We start from the raw sequence: 17,100 nt of genomic DNA on the forward strand, positions 1-17,100 counted from the left end.
GAACCGCTAACACCGTCAAAGTTAGTCGTAGTCAAATTGCCAAATTCGCTCGCAGCAAACTGGAATTTGTCAACCCCGAAGGCAAAGTCAGTAATCGTATCGCCGCCTTCACCTGCCGCCTTGTAAACAAAGAGATCCGCACCAGAACCGCCAGTCAGAATATCTGCACCGCTACCGCCAGTGAGGATGTCAGCAAACTCAGTACCAGTGACGCTGTTAGCAGCAGCATCTCCGGTAAACAACACAGGCGTGGTGAAATTGTAACCGCCAGCACCAGAACCGAAATTGTTAAAGGCTACTGGGAAAGTGTTGCCAGCAGCAGTTAAATCGACAACGCTACCAGAAGTAGTAGTGCTAGTACCAGAAGATGCGATCGTACCTGTAAATACAAAGTCCGCCGTTCCCAGATTGCTAGCAGCAGTACCCAGATTTGCAATCAAGGTAGAACCACCGGCTACGGTACCGTTCGAGTCAAAATACAACACAGTCTCGTTCGACGCATTAGTAAATGCGAAGAAACCAGCAGTTGTAGAATTGCCCAAAGCAGACGCTTGTGCAGCTTCCACAGTGGCATAGGTTCCGCCCGTGAAAATCACCAACTCTTTGCCAGTAATGTCAGGAGTTGAACCGCTAACACCGTCAAAGTTAGTCGTAGTCAAATTGCCAAATTCGCTCGCAGCAAACTGGAATTTGTCAACCCCAACAGTAAAGTCGGTAATTTTATCGCCGCCTTCTTTAGTTGTCCTGTAAACAAAGAGATCCGCACCACTGCCACCGCTTAGGAAATCCAAGCCGAGGCCGCCGGTGATGGTATCGTTGCCGTCACCGCCGTTAATCGTATCGTTGAAATTGCTGCCGATGATGTTGTCATCGCCTGCTAAACCATCGATTTTAATTGCCGCTGGAAAAGTACCGAAATTGAAAATATCAGGGCCGGAAGTACCGACAGGAACAGTTAGCGATGAACCGGTGAAGACAAAGTTCGTGACTTGCAGGCTAAATTTCACCGAGAAACTGGTCACAATTTCAAAGCGCGCCCCAACAGCAAATACCAGCACAGAACGACCGGTAGCGGCATCTGTAAACTGACAGAAAGTAGGTGCGTCTGGGTTGCCGCCCAAAGCTGCAAACCGCGCTTGCAAAGTGGCGATGCTAGTAACGCTGATATCGTCGCTGAAGTCGAGCAAATTATTGCTGCCGATGATTCCAACAACAGAAGTAGCAGTAATCGCCACTCGGGTCAAGCTAGTAACGTTGAGATTAAAAGCTGCGGTAGAGAACTCTAAAACATCGTCATCGACATTAAAGTCAGTAATTAAGTCAGACTCTGCAACTGTTGTAATCTCTTGACGGGAAGTGCGGTAAATAAAGCTATCCTTTCCAGCACCCCCAATGAGAGTATTGGTTCCTGCGCCACCTTCGATCGTGTCATCACCGTCATTTCCGGTTAACTTGTCATTGCCAATACCGCCGATGATTTTGTCTTTGTCCTTACCGCCTTCGATATCGTCATCATCATCGCCGCCGTCGATATCATTATCGCCATCGCCGCCTTTAATTTTGTCCTTGCCTTTGCCTCCGATTATTGTATCTTTGCCGAGGCCACCTTCGATATCGTCATCGTCATCGCCGCCGTCGATATCACTATCGCCATCACCGCCTTTAATCTTGTCCTTGCCTTTGTCTCCTTTAATTTTGTTTTTGCCCTTACCGCCTGTAATGTCATCGTCACCATCGCCGCCTTCGATGTCGTTATCGAGTGTCGCCGAACCGACAATAACTTGAGGAGCTGTATTGCCAGCAAACTTAAAGACATTTTGCTCGATTTTCAAGCTAAAACGTTGGCCGGTGACAACGGTTGTGCCGTTGCTAACTTCAAAACCAAAAGTAGCCGCACCGATAAAACCTGTTGCCGCTTGGAAAGTCAACAAACCGAGGTTAATGTCTGCTTGAGTGAAGGTAATACCGAGTTGTGTTACGGCGACTCCCTTAAAGAATAGTTGCCCGGTTGTAGCATCGGGCAGCTCGGTTAGCTTGAAGACTGTGCCGCTAGCACCTTGCGAGCCACCGACAAACCGCAACAACTCAGAAGTAATGGTAGTTTGGCTGCCACCGGAAGCGGCAATCAGGCTATTATTAGCTTCCACTCGCAAAGGGGTGTTAATCACCGTCGGAGTTGGAGTTGGAGTTGGAGTTGGAGCGGTAACTCCCAAAAAGCTGCCAGCTTTCAGAATACTCGCGTTGACATTCAACAATAGCGCCAGCACAAAGTTACTGCTGCTGCGAATTTCGGTATTGATGCCGACTTGTACAAAGGACAAGCTGCTAAAATTCAAGTCGCCAAACAGCAGAAACTTGTCGCTGCCGTCTGTGTAGTCAGTGATGACTGAACTGCCGGGAGTGGTAGTGTTACTGATGACAAAAACGTCATTTCCAGCACCGCCGACACAGGTATGGTTGCCAGTACCGCCAACGATCGTATCGTTGCCAGTATTGCCCATCAGCGTATCGTCGCCAGATCCGCCGCCGACAACGCTGTCGTCGCCGTCGCCGCCGTCTGCCATGTCATTGCCGTCGCCAGTAACGAGGGTATCGTTGCCGACACCGCCCATCAGGGTATCGTCGCCGTCGCCGCCGCTAACGCTGTCGTCGCCGTCGTCGCCCATACAAACGTCGTTGCCCGCACCGCTCATCAGGGTATCGTCGCCGTCGCCGCCGCTAACGCTGTCGTCGCCGTCGTCGCCCTGGCAAACGTCGTTGCCCGTACCGCCGATCAGGGTATCGTTGCCAGCACCGCCGCTAACGCTGTCGTCGCCGTCGTCGCCCATACAAACGTCGTTGCCCGTACCGCCGATCGCGGTATCGTTGCCAGCACCGCCGCTAACGCTGTCGTCGCCGTCGTCGCCCATACAAACGTCGTTGCCCGTACCCCCCATCAGGGTATCTTTGCCGTCGCCGCCGCTAACGCTGTCGTCGCCGTCGTCGCCCATACAAACGTCGTTGCCCGTACCCCCCATCAGGGTATCGTTGCCGTCGCCGCCGCTAACGCTGTCGTCGCCGTCGTCGCCCATACAAACGTCGTTGCCCGCACCGCCGATCGCGGTATCGTTATCTTTGCCACCGCTAACGTTGTCGTCGCCGTCGCCACCGCTAACATTGTCGTTGCCCCGATCGCCCGTGACGGTATCGTTGCCTTCACCGCCCTCGCATTTGTCGTCGCCTTTGCCACCGTAGATGGTATCGCTGCCGGTGCCGCCGTCAACGTCATCATCTCCGTCGTTACCGTGCACCCAGTCATCGCCGTCATCGCCTTTGCAGGTATCTTTGCCGCTGCCGCCAAAGATAGTATCGTTGTCTTTACCGCCATTAATGTTGTCGTCGCCTTTGCCGCCGTCGCACTTGTCTTTGCCGAGATCGCCCTTTATTTCATCGTCGTCATCGCCGCCCTGGCAATCGTCGTCACCTTTACCTCCGTAGATTTTATTTTTGCCGCGCTTTACTTTGATTTTGTCATCGCCTTTTTTGCCGAATATCGACTTGTCAGCGCTGGTGGTGGCGACAATTAAGTCATCGTCATCGCTGCCTTCGATCGTCTCGATAGCACTGCCGCTGTCATCATCTTTTTTGTCGCCTGCACTTTCTTCGGGTACGCCGTTAAATTCAGCAATTGTGCGGCTATTCTCAGCGCCTTCTTCGGGTACGCCGTTAAACTGATTCGCCACTTTGCCGTTACTGCTGCTGCCGGTGTTTTCTGCGATCGCTTCGTCAATTAACTGGGCTAACCCGCTGTCGAAATTTTTAGCGATGGTGTTGCTCAAAGCTGCGAGGCGATCGAGCTCGCTGGCCGAAAGCGGGAACTCTGGTGCGCCGTCATCGACGCCAAGAGGCAAAGCACTTGTTAAATCTGCATTAGAATTCGGCATATTTTGCACGGTAGATGAGCTGGTTTTTGTCATGTCAGGAATTTTCGTTTCATCTCGATCGGGAAAAAGTGTTCCCGATACATTTCCTAACAACATTTCTTCTTCCATCTTTGATATTTCCCAACAACTGGTAAGCTTCTTAGAATCAATTTATCAGCAAACAGGAAGCAGTAGAAGAAAGAAATCTAACTTCATACTTTCTCCTGCTAGAGGATCTGGTGTCCCCACCTTTCTGTTATAGATGCTCTTTAAACTGAAAGGCGGTTATTTCTAGCAGTTGCGAGTTTTCTATTCTGCAATTGCGCAGTAAAAATAATTGAACCGCCACCCACACCGTAAGTGCTGCGCCGAAGCGCCTAGCGCTTTTGATGTTCTGCGTAATTTCTACAGTAAGCTGCGCCGAAATGCACCGAAGTGTAGGTTGTTTACGTAATTTCTACAGTGAACTATCAGAATTTAAACTCGCCACTCACAACTCCCACATAACTACCCAAAACCTTTCTCCCCTAAATTTTTCCCTTGCTTTTTCCGCGATCGAGCCTGGGTGCATTGAAGTTTTCTAATACTCCCAGCTCAGACAAATCCTTCCCTGACTTAGGATTTGAATTTATTTAATAAACGACTGCACCTTCCTAATTTTAGTTCCCGATGATTAATTAGAAATTTAGATAGTTCGCCCGGGAAAATATTGGTTTTAATTTTCTCTCGGACAATTTGATCTCAATCCTAGCGAACTGAGCAAAAAGTTTTTTTTTCCGTTTTTCACTAACAAATATGCAAAACTTTATCTATCTCAAGACAGATTGTAAAATCCCGAAACAAACAGTAACAAACGCAGGAGTTGTTTTTGGTTGCAGTTGCAAGCTCGATCGGCATTTGGAGGGGGAATGACGCAGGGCCGGCCTGAGAAACCCGGTTGCTTTGTAGGTGTCGGATTGCTTTTCCCCAATAATTCTCCGAGAAACTGGCTTGATGAGGCTTAGTCATCTCGATGATAAAATGCTTGTTTCTTGAGAGGAATAAAATAATTTTATTGCCGTTGTATTGTAGAGAATTATTGGCTCATAAACTTTATTTTTGCTGTTTAATTTTAACTAGATGAATGCAGTTAAACAAAAAAATCCCAATAACAGGGAAGCGGTAAATTAGCAATGAGCGATTAGCAATTATCAATGGTCAACTATCGATTACCGATCGCCGGTGAGGGCTTACAGATGAGGGCGGAGGGCTTACGGATGAGAGCGGAGGGCTGACCAATTAATTAATTGACACAAAATCAAGATTTCTGATGGGGGGGTTAGTGGTAGAGGATAAGCGGTTAGGACAGATCGACCGATCGCCGCCCAAAAAATTTTACTCAACTTTGCCTCCCATATTGCCCTGAAACCGGTTGGCGGGAGCCGAAGTAATTTTAATAAGAACTAGAGATCCGCCTGGTAAAGTGCCTCAAATTTAACTTTACTCAGCAATGCTCAACTCAAGTTCGCGATGAATGTACAGGGGTCTGCGGTAGAGGTGCAAAATGTTAAAGATAGCAAAATTGGAGAAAATTTGGCTTTCACCGAGCCACAGGGCAATCAAAACTAATAAACTGTTATTAAAGTACAAGTTTTATACCCTAAAAGTGTTTGAACAAATATATTTGAGTCCAGCACTCGCCCGATCGGGGGAAGCGCATTCAGAAACTTTGATTGAAAGAGTAAAAATCAGTTTGCCGATCGCTATTGCTAGTTGCAAAAACGCAGGCAAATTCACAATTAAGGCGGGAGGGCGCTAAATCGGTGAGCCAGGAATTTACACTCTCTGTTACCCCAGTTGGGGACGACGAATATCTAGTGCGGACAGAAAGGGTTGCACCCGGTGTACCCTTAGCAGAACAACAAGTCCGCTGGCCGATCGACGAATGGCTTGCACTGTCGGCTCAACTGATGAACGACCCGCTTGTGGGCTTGCTCCAGGGAAAAGCAGTACAGGGAATCGGTGCTGGCGGTCGCGGACTCTCGCGATCGGAAAAAAACTCAGCGCCGAATTTAGTAGCCCTCGGGCAGCAATTATACAGCGGGCTGTTTCAAGGAAACTTGCGCGATAGCTGGACTTGCGCTCAAGGCATCGCCCAGCACCGCCGAGAAGTGCTGCAACTACGGCTCGGACTCAAAGGTCGGCGCTTGCCGCGGCTGCCGTGGGAAGTTCTGCACGCGGGCGATCGCCCTTTGGCAACCGGCACCGATGTCGTGTTTTCCCGCTACCAACCAGGTACAAGTTTGTTCAAACAAAGCCGGGTACTTCCCTGTAGCGGGCCGCTAAAAATTTTAATGGCGATCGCCTCTCCGAGCGATCGAGACAGCTTGCAGCTCAAGCGAGAAGTGCTCCACCTGCAACAAGAACTCCAAAACCGCACCCTTAACCCCCTCAAAAACAGCCCCCACTCGGAAATTCAACTGACTATTCTCGAACAGCCCGATCGAGAACAGCTTACCCAAGCCCTAGAACAAGGACACTACCAAGTCCTGCACTACGCAGGTCACAGCAACTTAGGTTCCAGAGGCGGCGAACTCTACCTAGTCAGCAGCCGCACCGGCTTAACCGAAACCTTGAGCGGCGACGACTTAGCCGGATTGCTCGTCAACAACGGCATTCAGATGGCCGTTTTCAACTCCTGCCGGGGAGCCTACGGCGACCCCTCCGATCTCGCGGACGACAGCCCGGAACGCAACTTAACCGAAGCTCTAGTCAAGCGGGGGATTCCGGCAGTGCTGGCAATGGCAGAAAGCATCCCCGACGATGTAGCCTTAACTCTCACGCGGCTGTTTTACCGCAACCTCAATCAAGGCTATCCAGTCGATCTCAGCCTGAGCCGGGCCAGGGCCGGACTAATTTCTGCCTACGGTTCTCACCAGTTATACTGGGCTTTGCCCATTCTCTACCAGCACCCGGACTTTGACGGCTATCTGACCGGAGCCGGGGCCCAAAGCGCCGCATCCGGGCTGGGAGTGCAAATAATCGCGTCGGGAACGCAGTCGGCGGTCGCGGGTACAGAATGGAAGGCGCCGTCTTCGCTTTCGGCGATCGCCCAATACCCGCCAATGCCAGCCAATCGATCGGATGAGTCAGACAGTTCTGAGGCGGAAGTCTGGGAATATTTTCCCGACCAATTAAAAGATCGCAGGAATTGGGTTCACCAGAACGATCGGCCCTTTGCTGCTGATTCACCGAACTCAGAGACGGCGAAGCCCTCCTCTCCTAATTCTGAGTCTTCGGTTATCCAAGCAAGCGGCGCCACTAAACCGGCTGAGAAACCGTTAAAAAATCCGGGCTTGAAAAAATGTTTTGCCCTGACGCTTTGCTTGTTGCCCCTTGCTTTGAGTGCGGGCTTTTTTGGGTGGCGGCATTGGCACCCGCGAGACACGAAACCGGAAGAGTTACTGCCGACGGTACGGACTCCCCTGTCGCAAAATTACCTGCAACAGCGCCACTAAAAAGCGAGATCCGATCGCACTGCTGAGTTTGGGGCTGCTTGCCCTGGCTCCAAACGAGCTGCGGTTGTCGCTGGCTTTTTTCGCGATCGGCTGCTGGAAAATTTATTAATAATAATATGCTGCTCGATCGCATTTCGGACTTAAGCTCATCAACCCGGTTTCTACCCAAAATCAGAAGCTGGGCAACCAAGCGTCTAGAAAGAAATCGGGTTTCTCGTCGAGAGAGTAAGTCCGGGACTGCTCGATCGAGCATTCGTCATTCGGCACCAGACAATAAAAGCAAGAGTGACAACAATAGTCCTGGACGCACGCGGCGGGTCCCAAACCCGGTTTCTTCGTAGATACTTCGCTATTAAACCAAGATTTCTCGCAGAAACCGGGTTTATCAGGCGTAAGTCCTGAACAATTAAGAACGTCTTGACCGCCAGAGCGGTTGCTATATTTCACAATAAGTAATTGTGGAAGCGGCTGTGAGTTTGGCCTGCCCCTCCAGCTTGCGGATAAATTTTGAGAGTCTGGCAGTTTGCAGGCAACGAGTGGAAACCAGTCATTTCTACTGAAACTCCATGCCGGGAACCGCTGCTAATTTGTAGTGCATTCAACATTTAAGCTGTTGCGCTTTTAACTCGCTCTTTTTCAATTCCCCTGTGGAAAGAACCTCAAATTCTCTCGCTTTGGGCATGAGGAGGAAGATTTTCCCGATCGCCCCGTCGCACCCTACTGAGAAAGCGGCGAAGCGTCAAGAGTGACGAAGCAATGGAGCCCCATTGAAACTATTTCCTTCAATGTGGCTGGGCGATGGAGAATGCCGCCGCGCCCATTGAGCCTGGTTTAAGCTAAAAACAGTTCAACGAACAGGTGAAATTTGCTTCAATTTTTACCGGATTGCCTTCCCCGGACTGCGTTCTGTGCAAGTTATATGCCAAACCCCTTAATAGAAGATTGCTCCTCGGTATTTGGCATTTTGAGGGGATTCGCAGCCCGAAAAACAGGGTTTGCAAGTAGCTGGCAGCGGCATCGAGAACAAGTGCTGTCTCCCCTTGTTGAGGTAAAATTTAACCCCGCGCCGGTAATTGCTGGCCGCAGATTTGCCGTATCCGCGCTCTATGTATTTCGATTCATGGCTGTCTGGCTTTTTACCTTGACCGCAGACAGGAGCGGGGATTGGTGAATGCAGCGAACAGACTTTACTGTAAAAAAGTAAAGCATTTAATTTGCGACAATAATTCCCAGCACGATCGCTTGCAAGGCTTACGCAAGCATTTGGGCATCGAGCGGCAAATAGATCGCCCTTCGAGCATCCTTACTTGCACCCCCGGTCTTGAGACCGCAGAAATTTATCCAGAATTTTAATATTCAGAATTCTTAGTATTGACAGTGAAACAAAGTTAATCTAATGTGTTGTAATTGATATAAGTAAAGTCCAATAAGCGAGGTACGGTCAATGGCAGAAACAGCTACAGCACCCTTAACAGGAAAAGGTCTGCTTCAAAAAATCAAAGGCAGCGATTTGCCGCGCAGAGAACTTGCAAAGCTTTGCGGCTACTTCACTGTCAGCAAAAGTGGAGAAACGCGGATTAATCTGGCTGAGTTTTACGATGCAGTGCTAGCTGCTAAGGGCATTGAGCTAGAGAAGTCGAAAGCAGACGGACGCGGGCGAGAAGCGAGTTATCGAGCTAGCGTTCACAAGAATGGCTCGATCGTGATCGGGGCGAATTATACCCAAGAAATGGGATTAAAGCCGGGAGACGAGTTTGAAATTAAACTCGGATACAAGCACATTCGCTTGATTCAGATCGATGTGGACAGACCGGATGTGGAATTGGAAGATGAAGAGGAGGATACAGAAGAATAGAGGCGATTCCCTGCGGGATAGCTTCGCTTCACGCGATGCAGTCAGCCGATAGCAAGGCGACTGGATTTGGCATTCGCTACACGAGTATTTGCGCGCTACCCTTCGCTTTAACTGATGAGCTGTCTTGACTATTTCTATTTTCTCTTGTCCCGCAAAGACTACAGTGCCTCTGAACTTCGCAAAAAGGGGCAAGAGAAAGGTTTTGGCAATGATGAAATATTGGAGGCGATCGCGCAAATTCAAGACCGGGGCTATCAGTCTGACACTCGCTTGGTGGCAAACTCGATCGCCTCTGCAACAGGCAAATACGGGAAGTCGGCCATCAAGCGCAAGTGCCTGCAAAAAGGAATTACCAGCGATTTGTTCGAGCAAGTCTGGGAAGAAGAAATTGCCGAAAATCAGGACTCCGAAACAGAAAAACTGGCGGAATTAAAAGCCAAAATCATGCGGAAATACAAGATCGATACTTGGGGTAAAGCAGATCCGAAAACCAAGGGAAAAGTCTTGAATTACCTGCAATACAGGGGTTTTAATGCCTTTGAAATTTGGCGGCAGTGGCAGACCGAAGAAGAAGATGAGTAAGTTATAGGACAACCCTCGATCGATGAGGCCCCCAGATAGTCAAGCACAACTGCACTGCTGTCTGGGGGCCGCATTGTGAGTTCTGAGTTTTTGTAACTGTATGTCAATCCTCAGACTTGACTAAAGAAGATTCGTACATCTGCCGGTGTCTGGCTAAAAGCTGGAGATATTTCTCGTTGATTTTGGCCAGCATCCATTTCTCTTGAAAAATGGCGGCGGATTCTGCTTTCTCCGGATCTGCTTGTAGCGGCAAAATATCTTTTCGAGCAGCGCTTTGCTCTGCAACAGACTTCAGCTTTTGAGGGTTCTGCTGGTATTTTCGACCGCTTTTGTGGTTGGCGTAGCGGCGCGATCGAGTATACCCCATCTGCAAGAACTTGCGGGCCATGTCGGCTCCCACAAAATCATCGGCATCGAGATACTCTAAAAATAACGAGTAAATTTTGCTGCTGGACTCCCTGGCAATTTCAGGAGTCTTAAATCTCCAAAAAGGCAGAATTTCTCCTTTATATGGTTCCACCAACAGCACTCCCTGTTCTCCTTTCCCCACCCGATAAAGTTCCGGATACTCTCGAAAGTCGATTTTCTTAAAATCCGCATGGTAGTCGAACTGCTTCATTGGGCCTTTTCTGTTCTATCTGGAACTATAGAAGTCCGCAGTTTACCTTCGTCTGGTTGGGTATAAACCCAAGCCCAAGCAATCAAGACAGCTTGAAAAGGCAGCCTGAACCAATACAATAATGGGTTGTGGGGAATCCCTTCTATCGGAATGCTGTTGACGGCTTGATTGATATTAGCTGGAAACACGGCAATAAACAGGGCAATTAATCCCCACGCCGCCGCCCTGCTGACAGGAGGAACTAACAGCCCAATTCCGCCCAAAATCTCGAAAAAACCGCTGATATAGACCAATGCTTCCGGGTAAGGAAGCTGGGGCGGCATGATTCTGATAAAGGGTGCGGGCACTGCAAAGTGGAGTACGCCTACGGTACTGATAGCTACTGCGAGGATAACTCGCCAAATTTCTTTTTGAGCTTTCATGGGAAATCGGTAATTAATAATTGTTAACTTGCTGCGAAAATGCTTGCAAAAATTCGCTATCTGCGATCGAGATGACAAGAAAACTGAGGCACAAAAATTCAAGCCTTCTGGGTTTTTCTACTCTTGCTGGTGGCTGTAACAATCTTCTTCCTAGAAAAACCTGGTTTCGGGGTAAGTCCCAGAGGAGTTTTCGCAACCCCAAACTAGAGAAAGTGAGAACTCGAATCGAAGGCAGCAAAAGGTGATTCCCGAAAACAGATAGCGTTTTGATACCTAGATTTTAATGTCTAGTTCCCTGCTGCTGCCTCTATCTTCGGGTAGTGAAACCTGATTTTTGGTTCCGGATCCGGGCCCGGCTAGCAGCCAAACCAGTGAGATTTTCTCGATCGACAAATACGTCACAGCTTAACATTAAATCATCCAGGGAATTGATGAGTGCGATTGCTGCTAAATTTGACAAGCGAATTTCTTGATGGTACCCGCCACGTGATTTATCCGTGGAATCAAAATCCAAAATCTAAAATAGACCTCTTGCAAAAATAACTAGGACGGGCAAGATGCCCATCCCACAAAAAACATTTTTCCTTGTGGAACGGGCATCTTGCCCGTTCCAAAATTTGATTAAAAGGATTTTTGCAAGAGGTCTAATGTTTAAATTTTGTGTTTTGTCAACTTCCCAAGGATGTTAGAATGGAGCGATAGGACTAAGGTCAACAGTCACGGGACGATCGACTTGTAGGGTGTCCCGGACGAAGTTCTAGAACGATTATCGAAGATTTCGGGATAGTAGAGCACCTTATATATATGTGCCAGTTGCGTAAGTTGTGGATCGAATTAGAGAATTTGCTAAAAAGTCGATCGCAGTAGCAACTTCCAAAGCATCCTGCTGGAATTCAAGATTGTCACTCCTAGGCAGGAACTTTTTAGCCACCACATTATTCACCAAGATTAAGCCTCCAAGCACTGTGTCATTTTTATCTACACGCAAGCAATCACCGACGACCATGAACACCTCACTCAACACCTCTAAATTTGGATTTAACCGGATGCTGCGGCAATCGCTGTTCTCCGTCATCATTTCCGCAGCAGCTTTGGCTAGCGGATGGGCGCCCGGTTTGCACGCACAATCCCCAAGCCTCGTTTTCGGAGCAGCAGCCCAAGCTCAAGAGATTAGCAACCAGGAAATTACTAGCTACGCTCGCTCCGTCTTAGCAATAGAACCCAAACGGCTGGGAGCCTCTCAAGAAATTAAAGGCTTAGCAGGAGGCTCGGTGCCCAGAGTAGTGTGCAACGAAACTAGCCAAATCAACAGGCTGTCTGGAAATGTTCGCGGTATTGTGGTAAATTACTGCCAACAAGCTAAAAAAATTATCGAAACTAATGGCTTGACAGTTAGTCGCTTCAACCAGCTCACTTTGCTCCAGCAAGCCGATCCGGCTGTAAAAGCGCGAATTCAAGCCGAGCTGCTGCGGCTGCAACAAGCGGGCAATCAATAAGCTTGAGGGTTTGAGTCTTTCTTCCTCTCCCGTTCGATTGTTCGAGTGACTAGACGGTATGCAAAAATGTTTGAAAAAAAGGCGATCGTCTGTCAAAAAATGCTTGACAAAATGACATAAATTTGGTAGCAAAGCCAGAACGGGAGCGGTTCGGAGAGATGAATGTTTTGCAACTCGCTGTAAATCCCAATTAGAGATAAAAAAGATATTCCTCAAAAACTAGATGTGAAGTGAATTCCTATAAGGAATAGAACATATAAATGCTAACATTCACAAAACATTTACCTGCAAATCCCGATGCTGTTGTCAGCTTTACTTTACCGATGACAGCCGACGATCGCACTCGCAGCCGCCACCGATTCGAGACGGGTACGGGGGAAAAGCTGCACCTGAGTTTGCCCAGAGGTACGGTACTGCGCGATCGAGATTTATTGCAGTCGGAAGACGGTAGCTGTTTGGTACTGGTAAGCGCAAAACCCGAACCGGTGCTGACAGCGCGGGCCTCGACTCCGCTGCTGCTGATGCGGGCGGCTTATCATTTAGGAAACCGCCATGTAGCTTTAGAAGTTGCCGATAATTATTTAAGGCTTTCTCCTGACTCTGTTTTGCAGGGAATGCTGGAAAAAATGGGTTTGGAAGTAATAGCAGAAATTGTACCGTTTCAGCCGGACATGGGTGCTTACGGGCACAGCCATTAGGAATTGGGCATGGGGCATGGGGCAAACAGGGAATTGGTAACAACAGTAAACTGACAACTGACAACAGACAACAGTGAACAATCAACTTTTATCTTTGTTGCAGTTAGCTTTTGCACCTGTGGGAGCTTATAGTTATTCTGAGGGAATCGAAAGTCTGGTAGAAACCGGTGCGATCGACAGCGAGATTACTTTGAGGCATTGGTTAGAAAATTCGCTGCAATTCGGGGCTGTTCGAGTAGAAGCCGCTGTGGCGGTAAGGGCTTTGAGGGCGGCACAGATAGGGGATTTGACTGCTTTGAATTACTGGAATGCTTGGGCGACTGCTGCTAAGGAAACAGAAGAGTTGCGCTTGCAAAGTTGGCAAATGGGGCGGACTTTGGTCAGGTTGCTGCTGGATTTGCGTGAAGCGAAGCTATCCCGCAGGGAATCGCCCGTTGCTTTTGGGTTAACAACAAGTGTAAAAGATTTGGTGGAATTTGGCGGCAATCAGTGCAATTTTGCGATCGGCTTTGGCATTGCCGCCGCCAACTGGCAAATTGAAGAGGAAGCGGCCGTGTTAGGATATTTGTACAGTTGGGCTGCAAATTTGGCAAGTGCGGGCGTGAAACTGATTCCCCTCGGGCAAACATCAGGTCAACAATTACTGCTAGACTTGCACTCACAAATTAGTTGTACGGCCCAAGAAGTTTTAAAATTAGAAGATGATGACCTCGGTAGTTGTAGTTGGGGATTGGGACTAGCTAGCATGGCGCACGAAACTCAGTACAGTCGGTTGTTTCGCAGTTGAAAATAGGAAGAAGGAAGAAGGAAGAAGGAAGAAGGAAAAAACTATGCCCAATGCCCGATGCCCGATGCCCAATGCCCGATGCCCGATGCCCGATGCCCAATTACCAAAATAATTATGAGTGCTTTTCGTGTAGGAATTGCTGGGCCGGTTGGTTCGGGGAAAACTGCTTTACTTGATGCTTTGTGCAAGGCGCTGCGGCAGCAGTACCAGATTGCTGTTGTTACTAATGATATCTATACTCAGGAAGATGCACAGTTTTTGGTGCGGAGTCAGGCTTTAGAGAGCGATCGAATTTTGGGCGTAGAAACGGGAGGCTGTCCCCACACAGCTATCCGCGAAGATGCTTCGATTAACTTAGTAGCTATAGAAGAGTTAGAATACAAATTCACTGATTTAGATTTAGTGTTTGTCGAAAGCGGTGGCGACAATTTGGCGGCAACATTTAGCCCGGAGTTAGTAGATTTGACAATTTACGTGATCGATGTCGCTGCGGGCGATAAAATTCCGCGCAAGGGCGGGCCGGGAATTACTAAATCAGATTTATTGGTAATTAATAAAATAGACCTCGCGCCTTTTGTGGGAGCAGATTTGGGCGTGATGGAACGGGATGCTAAAAAGATGCGCGGGGAGAAACCTTTTGTTTTTACTAACTTGAAAACAAAGGATGGCTTAGCGTCGGTGGTTGATTTTGTGAAGATGAATGTCGCTTAGGGCGATCGAATCTAGTATCATGGAAATAAGCCGTTTAATGATTACCAAGTAAGTTATGCTGAGTTGTAATGATGCAGCCAAATACTTTTTGGCTCAGGCAAGTGAAGATGCTGGCGATCTGATATCTAATCTCAAGCTTCAAAAATTGCTTTATTATGCTCAAGGCTTTCATTTAGCTTTGTACGATGAACCGCTATTTCCTGAAGCGATAGAAGCATGGACTCACGGGCCGGTTGTTCCTGATTTGTACCGTCACTATAAAAAGTATGGTGCTGGTGCAATTCCATGTCCTGAATATATAAACTTTTCGATTTACGACGACGAAACTAAGAGTATGCTTGATGAAGTTTACTGTGTGTTTGGGCAGTTTGCTGCATGGAAGTTGCGCAACATGACGCAAGCAGAATATCCTTGGAAACTTGCCGCTCAAAATAGCGGTACAATTACTCATCAATCTATGCAAAAATACTTCAAGACTCAACTCAATTGTGAAGAAGCAGTTTAAGGCAAATCAGCGCCCAGAAAAAGGGAAAAGGATTTCGTCTAGAGAAACAGTTGATTTACCGCCAGAGCAGCAGTCACCTCTATTTTCTTTGCCGACTGCATGATTTTTCAGGTCAGTCCTGCTTTAGTATATATTTTATTCTCAGTCGCTGGCTTGTATCAAGGCTAATTCGTGAAGCTGTATATTAGTGAAAATTAGGAACCCAGTTCGCTATCGCCCATTCCCAATGCTAAAATTCCCAAAATTTTACCCAAATTGGTAAGCAAAGTTTCCGTTGTCTCAACAAAAATCGCTTGTCCTTCGAGTTTTAAGAATTTCCATCTATCTCCCGTAGTGACAGCCCCATAAATTGTGGCAATCTCATTGCCTTCGCGCTCGTTGAAGATTTTAGCTGCTAGCATTTCAGCTATGCACTGTCCCAATCCAGAATTAATGTTTTCCTTTTTAGCCTCTACAATAGCAATGACTGGGGCTTTTACAATCAACAATTCTGGCGATCGACTTATCAAAAAATCACAATTCCCATTCAGCCCTCTTTCAGCATCTACAGTAAAATCAATACCAGAGAATAAGCTCACGCGATGGTGCAAAAGTTTTCTCACTTCCATTAAAATCGGCGCGATAATCAGTTCCGAACGCGATTTTTCTGTATTGCTACCGAGAGCTACAGGCAGATTTTCTTGTAAAGTTTCTGTCAGTAATCTGCTGTATTCTAACTCTGGTGCAGGAGTGAAGATTTCGACTATTTCAAAATAAGCTAAGTCAAAGGTTTTCAATACTGTGCCTAAATTAAAGTCACTGTATGCCATTTGACTTTCTCCTGGTTACAAATTCTCGTTAAGCGAAGCTATCCCGAAGGGAATCGCCTATTTACTCTAACACTCCCTACCGCACCACCAATTCCCTCACCAAATTAGCCAAACGTTCTGTACTGTCTCTCACCGCTAATTTAGAAGCAGCTTGAGACATTTTTGCCAAATATTCGGAATCTCTTAACAAATACAATACTTTGCTTTGCAACACATCTGCTGTCAGTTCGCTTTGACGGAATACCACGGCGGCCCCGGATGCGGCAAATACTTCCGCATTAAATCTTTGGTGGTCGTCAGCGGCGTGAGGAAAGGGAATTAAAATAGAAGGTACTCCAGTTACTGCTAATTCTGTCAGGGCACTAGCGCCCGATCGACTAATTGCTAAATTTGCTCGCTGCAACAAACTCGCCACATTGTCGTAAAATGGCATATACAAATATTGCTCGTGTTTCAAACTCTCAGCATCCGGGTCATTATTTCCGGTGAGGTGAACCACCCAAGCACCGGCATCAAACCAAGCCGGAGCACACTGCCGCACTAACTGATTGACTGCGACAGCACCTTGAGAGCCGCCCATGACTAAAATTACAGGTACGCTGTCAGGAATTGGCAAATTTAGAGGTTGGCGAGTCAGGAATTGCGATCGCACCGGAGTACCCGCAACCACCGTTTTCGCGCGGGGTAAATGCTGGGCTGCGGCTTCAAATCCGATCGCCACAGCAGTGCACAAAGGACTAAACCAGCGCGTCACCTTCCCGGGAATGGCATTCGATTCGTGGAGAATTACCGGCAAACCCAAAGAACGGGCCGCTAGAATTGCCGGTGCTGCGATGTAACCGCCGGTAGTAAAGACTCCCTGAAAATTTCCCGCTTTGAGCAACTTCCGCACCTGAAGGATCGAGCCGGCGAGTCCGCCCAAAATTCGCACTGTACCGAGTCCAAATCGCTCCTGAAAGCCTTCGACGGCGATCGTGTGGATGGGGTAAAGGGATGAAACTAATTGCGTTTCCATGCGGTCTGGGACTCCCAGCCATTCGATCTGACAGTCGTTCAACTGGCCAGCGGTGGCGATCGCGGGAAATAAATGTCCACCAGTGCCGCTAGCTGCAACCAACAACCGGAGGGGGGCTTTTGTCAAGGTATTTGTTTCTTTTTTTACAAGTACAAGTTCCACAGGTCGATCGATTTTAGATTAGAGGTTTTAGATTATTATG

At 48.1% G+C, this 17,100-nt stretch carries 18 protein-coding genes; 11 read left to right on the top strand and 7 right to left on the bottom strand.

The features are described from left to right. Positions 1–4,031, bottom strand: a 4,031-nt coding sequence (locus QUB70_RS18190) for a hypothetical protein (RefSeq protein ID WP_332982508.1), incomplete at its 3' end; no start/stop codon positions are given. A gap of 1,414 nt (positions 4,032–5,445) precedes the next feature. Between QUB70_RS18190 and QUB70_RS18195 the strand changes: the two genes are divergently transcribed. Continuing rightward, entirely contained in the window at positions 5,446–5,700 is a 255-nt protein-coding gene (locus QUB70_RS18195) for a hypothetical protein (protein WP_332982453.1), read from the top strand. Positions 5,701–5,704: 4 nt separating this feature from the next. After that, a complete protein-coding gene (locus QUB70_RS18200; protein ID WP_332982454.1) occupies positions 5,705–7,399 on the top strand; it encodes a CHAT domain-containing protein in 1,695 nt (564 codons plus the stop codon). Between the two features lie 443 nt (positions 7,400–7,842). On the opposite strand, the gene QUB70_RS18205 is transcribed toward QUB70_RS18200, so the two are convergent. Beyond that, positions 7,843–8,004, bottom strand: coding sequence for a hypothetical protein (locus tag QUB70_RS18205; RefSeq protein ID WP_332982455.1), 162 nt, complete (start codon positions 8,002–8,004; stop codon positions 7,843–7,845). 314 nt (positions 8,005–8,318) lie between these two features. Between QUB70_RS18205 and QUB70_RS18210 the strand changes: the two genes are divergently transcribed. The 4 genes from QUB70_RS18210 (at position 8,319) to QUB70_RS18225 (ending at position 9,836) form a co-directional block, all read left to right on the top strand. After that, the gene (locus QUB70_RS18210; protein WP_332982457.1) at positions 8,319–8,570 is read left to right on the top strand and encodes a hypothetical protein; all 252 of its coding nucleotides are present in this window, start codon (positions 8,319–8,321) and stop codon (positions 8,568–8,570) included. After that, the gene (locus tag QUB70_RS18215) at positions 8,567–8,752 is read left to right on the top strand and encodes a hypothetical protein (protein WP_332982458.1); all 186 of its coding nucleotides are present in this window, start codon (positions 8,567–8,569) and stop codon (positions 8,750–8,752) included. Before QUB70_RS18210 ends, QUB70_RS18215 begins: the two co-directional genes overlap by 4 nt. A 91-nt stretch (positions 8,753–8,843) precedes the next feature. Further along, on the top strand, positions 8,844–9,254 hold the full coding sequence (locus QUB70_RS18220) for an AbrB family transcriptional regulator (RefSeq protein ID WP_193976103.1): 411 nt from the start codon (positions 8,844–8,846) through the stop codon (positions 9,252–9,254). Positions 9,255–9,368: 114 nt separating this feature from the next. Then, positions 9,369–9,836, top strand: a complete 468-nt coding sequence (locus QUB70_RS18225) for a regulatory protein RecX (RefSeq protein WP_442927796.1) — start codon at positions 9,369–9,371, stop codon at positions 9,834–9,836. A 103-nt stretch (positions 9,837–9,939) separates the two neighbouring features. On the opposite strand, the gene QUB70_RS18230 is transcribed toward QUB70_RS18225, so the two are convergent. From QUB70_RS18230 to QUB70_RS18240, 3 genes are all read right to left on the bottom strand, one after another. Continuing rightward, on the bottom strand, positions 9,940–10,455 hold the full coding sequence (locus tag QUB70_RS18230; protein ID WP_332982464.1) for a DUF4385 domain-containing protein: 516 nt from the start codon (positions 10,453–10,455) through the stop codon (positions 9,940–9,942). Then, entirely contained in the window at positions 10,452–10,877 is a 426-nt protein-coding gene (locus QUB70_RS18235) for a DoxX family protein (RefSeq protein WP_332982466.1), read from the bottom strand. The genes QUB70_RS18230 and QUB70_RS18235 overlap by 4 nt, the downstream gene beginning before the upstream one ends. A 796-nt stretch (positions 10,878–11,673) precedes the next feature. Then, positions 11,674–11,883 carry a hypothetical protein gene (locus QUB70_RS18240; RefSeq protein ID WP_332982467.1) on the bottom strand — a complete coding sequence of 70 codons (210 nt, stop codon included), beginning with the start codon at positions 11,881–11,883 and terminating at the stop codon, positions 11,674–11,676. On the opposite strand from QUB70_RS18240, the gene QUB70_RS18245 reads away from it, so the two are divergent. The 5 genes from QUB70_RS18245 to QUB70_RS18265 all read left to right on the top strand — a co-directional run bounded on the left by QUB70_RS18245 (position 11,882) and on the right by QUB70_RS18265 (position 15,074). After that, complete coding sequence (locus QUB70_RS18245) at positions 11,882–12,373, top strand: DUF4168 domain-containing protein (protein ID WP_332982468.1); 492 nt, start codon at positions 11,882–11,884, stop codon at positions 12,371–12,373. The two genes, QUB70_RS18240 and QUB70_RS18245, sit on opposite strands and share 2 nt — an antisense overlap. Before the next feature lie 260 nt (positions 12,374–12,633). Then, entirely contained in the window at positions 12,634–13,071 is a 438-nt protein-coding gene (ureE, locus tag QUB70_RS18250) for an urease accessory protein UreE (protein WP_332982469.1), read from the top strand. A 73-nt stretch (positions 13,072–13,144) separates the two neighbouring features. Continuing rightward, positions 13,145–13,858 carry an urease accessory protein UreF gene (locus tag QUB70_RS18255; protein WP_332982472.1) on the top strand — a complete coding sequence of 238 codons (714 nt, stop codon included), beginning with the start codon at positions 13,145–13,147 and terminating at the stop codon, positions 13,856–13,858. A 114-nt stretch (positions 13,859–13,972) separates the two neighbouring features. Beyond that, positions 13,973–14,569: an urease accessory protein UreG gene (gene ureG, locus QUB70_RS18260; RefSeq protein ID WP_332982510.1), complete on the top strand. Its 597-nt coding sequence runs from the start codon at positions 13,973–13,975 to the stop codon at positions 14,567–14,569. A gap of 55 nt (positions 14,570–14,624) precedes the next feature. Beyond that, the gene (locus tag QUB70_RS18265) at positions 14,625–15,074 is read left to right on the top strand and encodes a Panacea domain-containing protein (protein ID WP_332982473.1); all 450 of its coding nucleotides are present in this window, start codon (positions 14,625–14,627) and stop codon (positions 15,072–15,074) included. A gap of 194 nt (positions 15,075–15,268) precedes the next feature. Here the strand turns inward: QUB70_RS18265 and QUB70_RS18270 are convergent, their stop codons facing one another. Further along, the gene (locus QUB70_RS18270) at positions 15,269–15,883 is read right to left on the bottom strand and encodes a hypothetical protein (RefSeq protein WP_332982474.1); all 615 of its coding nucleotides are present in this window, start codon (positions 15,881–15,883) and stop codon (positions 15,269–15,271) included. Positions 15,884–15,959: 76 nt separating this feature from the next. Then, complete coding sequence (murG, locus tag QUB70_RS18275; protein ID WP_442927797.1) at positions 15,960–17,060, bottom strand: undecaprenyldiphospho-muramoylpentapeptide beta-N-acetylglucosaminyltransferase; 1,101 nt, start codon at positions 17,058–17,060, stop codon at positions 15,960–15,962. Positions 17,061–17,100: the final 40 nt, after the last annotated feature.

It is taken from the genome of Microcoleus sp. A003_D6 (genome assembly GCF_036702825.1).
Taxonomy (GTDB): domain Bacteria; phylum Cyanobacteriota; class Cyanobacteriia; order Cyanobacteriales; family Microcoleaceae; genus Microcoleus.

Excerpts from the sequence above, each read along its gene's own strand:
- QUB70_RS18245 (WP_332982468.1), top strand. The coding sequence starts at position 11,882 with ATGAACACCTCACTCAACACCTCTAAATTTGGATTTAACCGGATGCTG.
- QUB70_RS18240 (WP_332982467.1), bottom strand. The coding sequence starts at position 11,883 with ATGGTCGTCGGTGATTGCTTGCGTGTAGATAAAAATGACACAGTGCTT.
- QUB70_RS18210 (WP_332982457.1), top strand. The coding sequence starts at position 8,319 with ATGCCAAACCCCTTAATAGAAGATTGCTCCTCGGTATTTGGCATTTTG.
- QUB70_RS18225 (WP_442927796.1), top strand. The coding sequence starts at position 9,369 with ATGAGCTGTCTTGACTATTTCTATTTTCTCTTGTCCCGCAAAGACTAC.
- ureG (WP_332982510.1), top strand. The coding sequence starts at position 13,973 with ATGAGTGCTTTTCGTGTAGGAATTGCTGGGCCGGTTGGTTCGGGGAAA.
- QUB70_RS18195 (WP_332982453.1), top strand. The coding sequence starts at position 5,446 with ATGTTAAAGATAGCAAAATTGGAGAAAATTTGGCTTTCACCGAGCCAC.
- QUB70_RS18205 (WP_332982455.1), bottom strand. The coding sequence starts at position 8,004 with ATGTTGAATGCACTACAAATTAGCAGCGGTTCCCGGCATGGAGTTTCA.
- QUB70_RS18265 (WP_332982473.1), top strand. The coding sequence starts at position 14,625 with ATGCTGAGTTGTAATGATGCAGCCAAATACTTTTTGGCTCAGGCAAGT.
- QUB70_RS18270 (WP_332982474.1), bottom strand. The coding sequence starts at position 15,883 with ATGGCATACAGTGACTTTAATTTAGGCACAGTATTGAAAACCTTTGAC.
- ureE (WP_332982469.1), top strand. The coding sequence starts at position 12,634 with ATGCTAACATTCACAAAACATTTACCTGCAAATCCCGATGCTGTTGTC.
- QUB70_RS18220 (WP_193976103.1), top strand. The coding sequence starts at position 8,844 with ATGGCAGAAACAGCTACAGCACCCTTAACAGGAAAAGGTCTGCTTCAA.
- QUB70_RS18235 (WP_332982466.1), bottom strand. The coding sequence starts at position 10,877 with ATGAAAGCTCAAAAAGAAATTTGGCGAGTTATCCTCGCAGTAGCTATC.
- QUB70_RS18230 (WP_332982464.1), bottom strand. The coding sequence starts at position 10,455 with ATGAAGCAGTTCGACTACCATGCGGATTTTAAGAAAATCGACTTTCGA.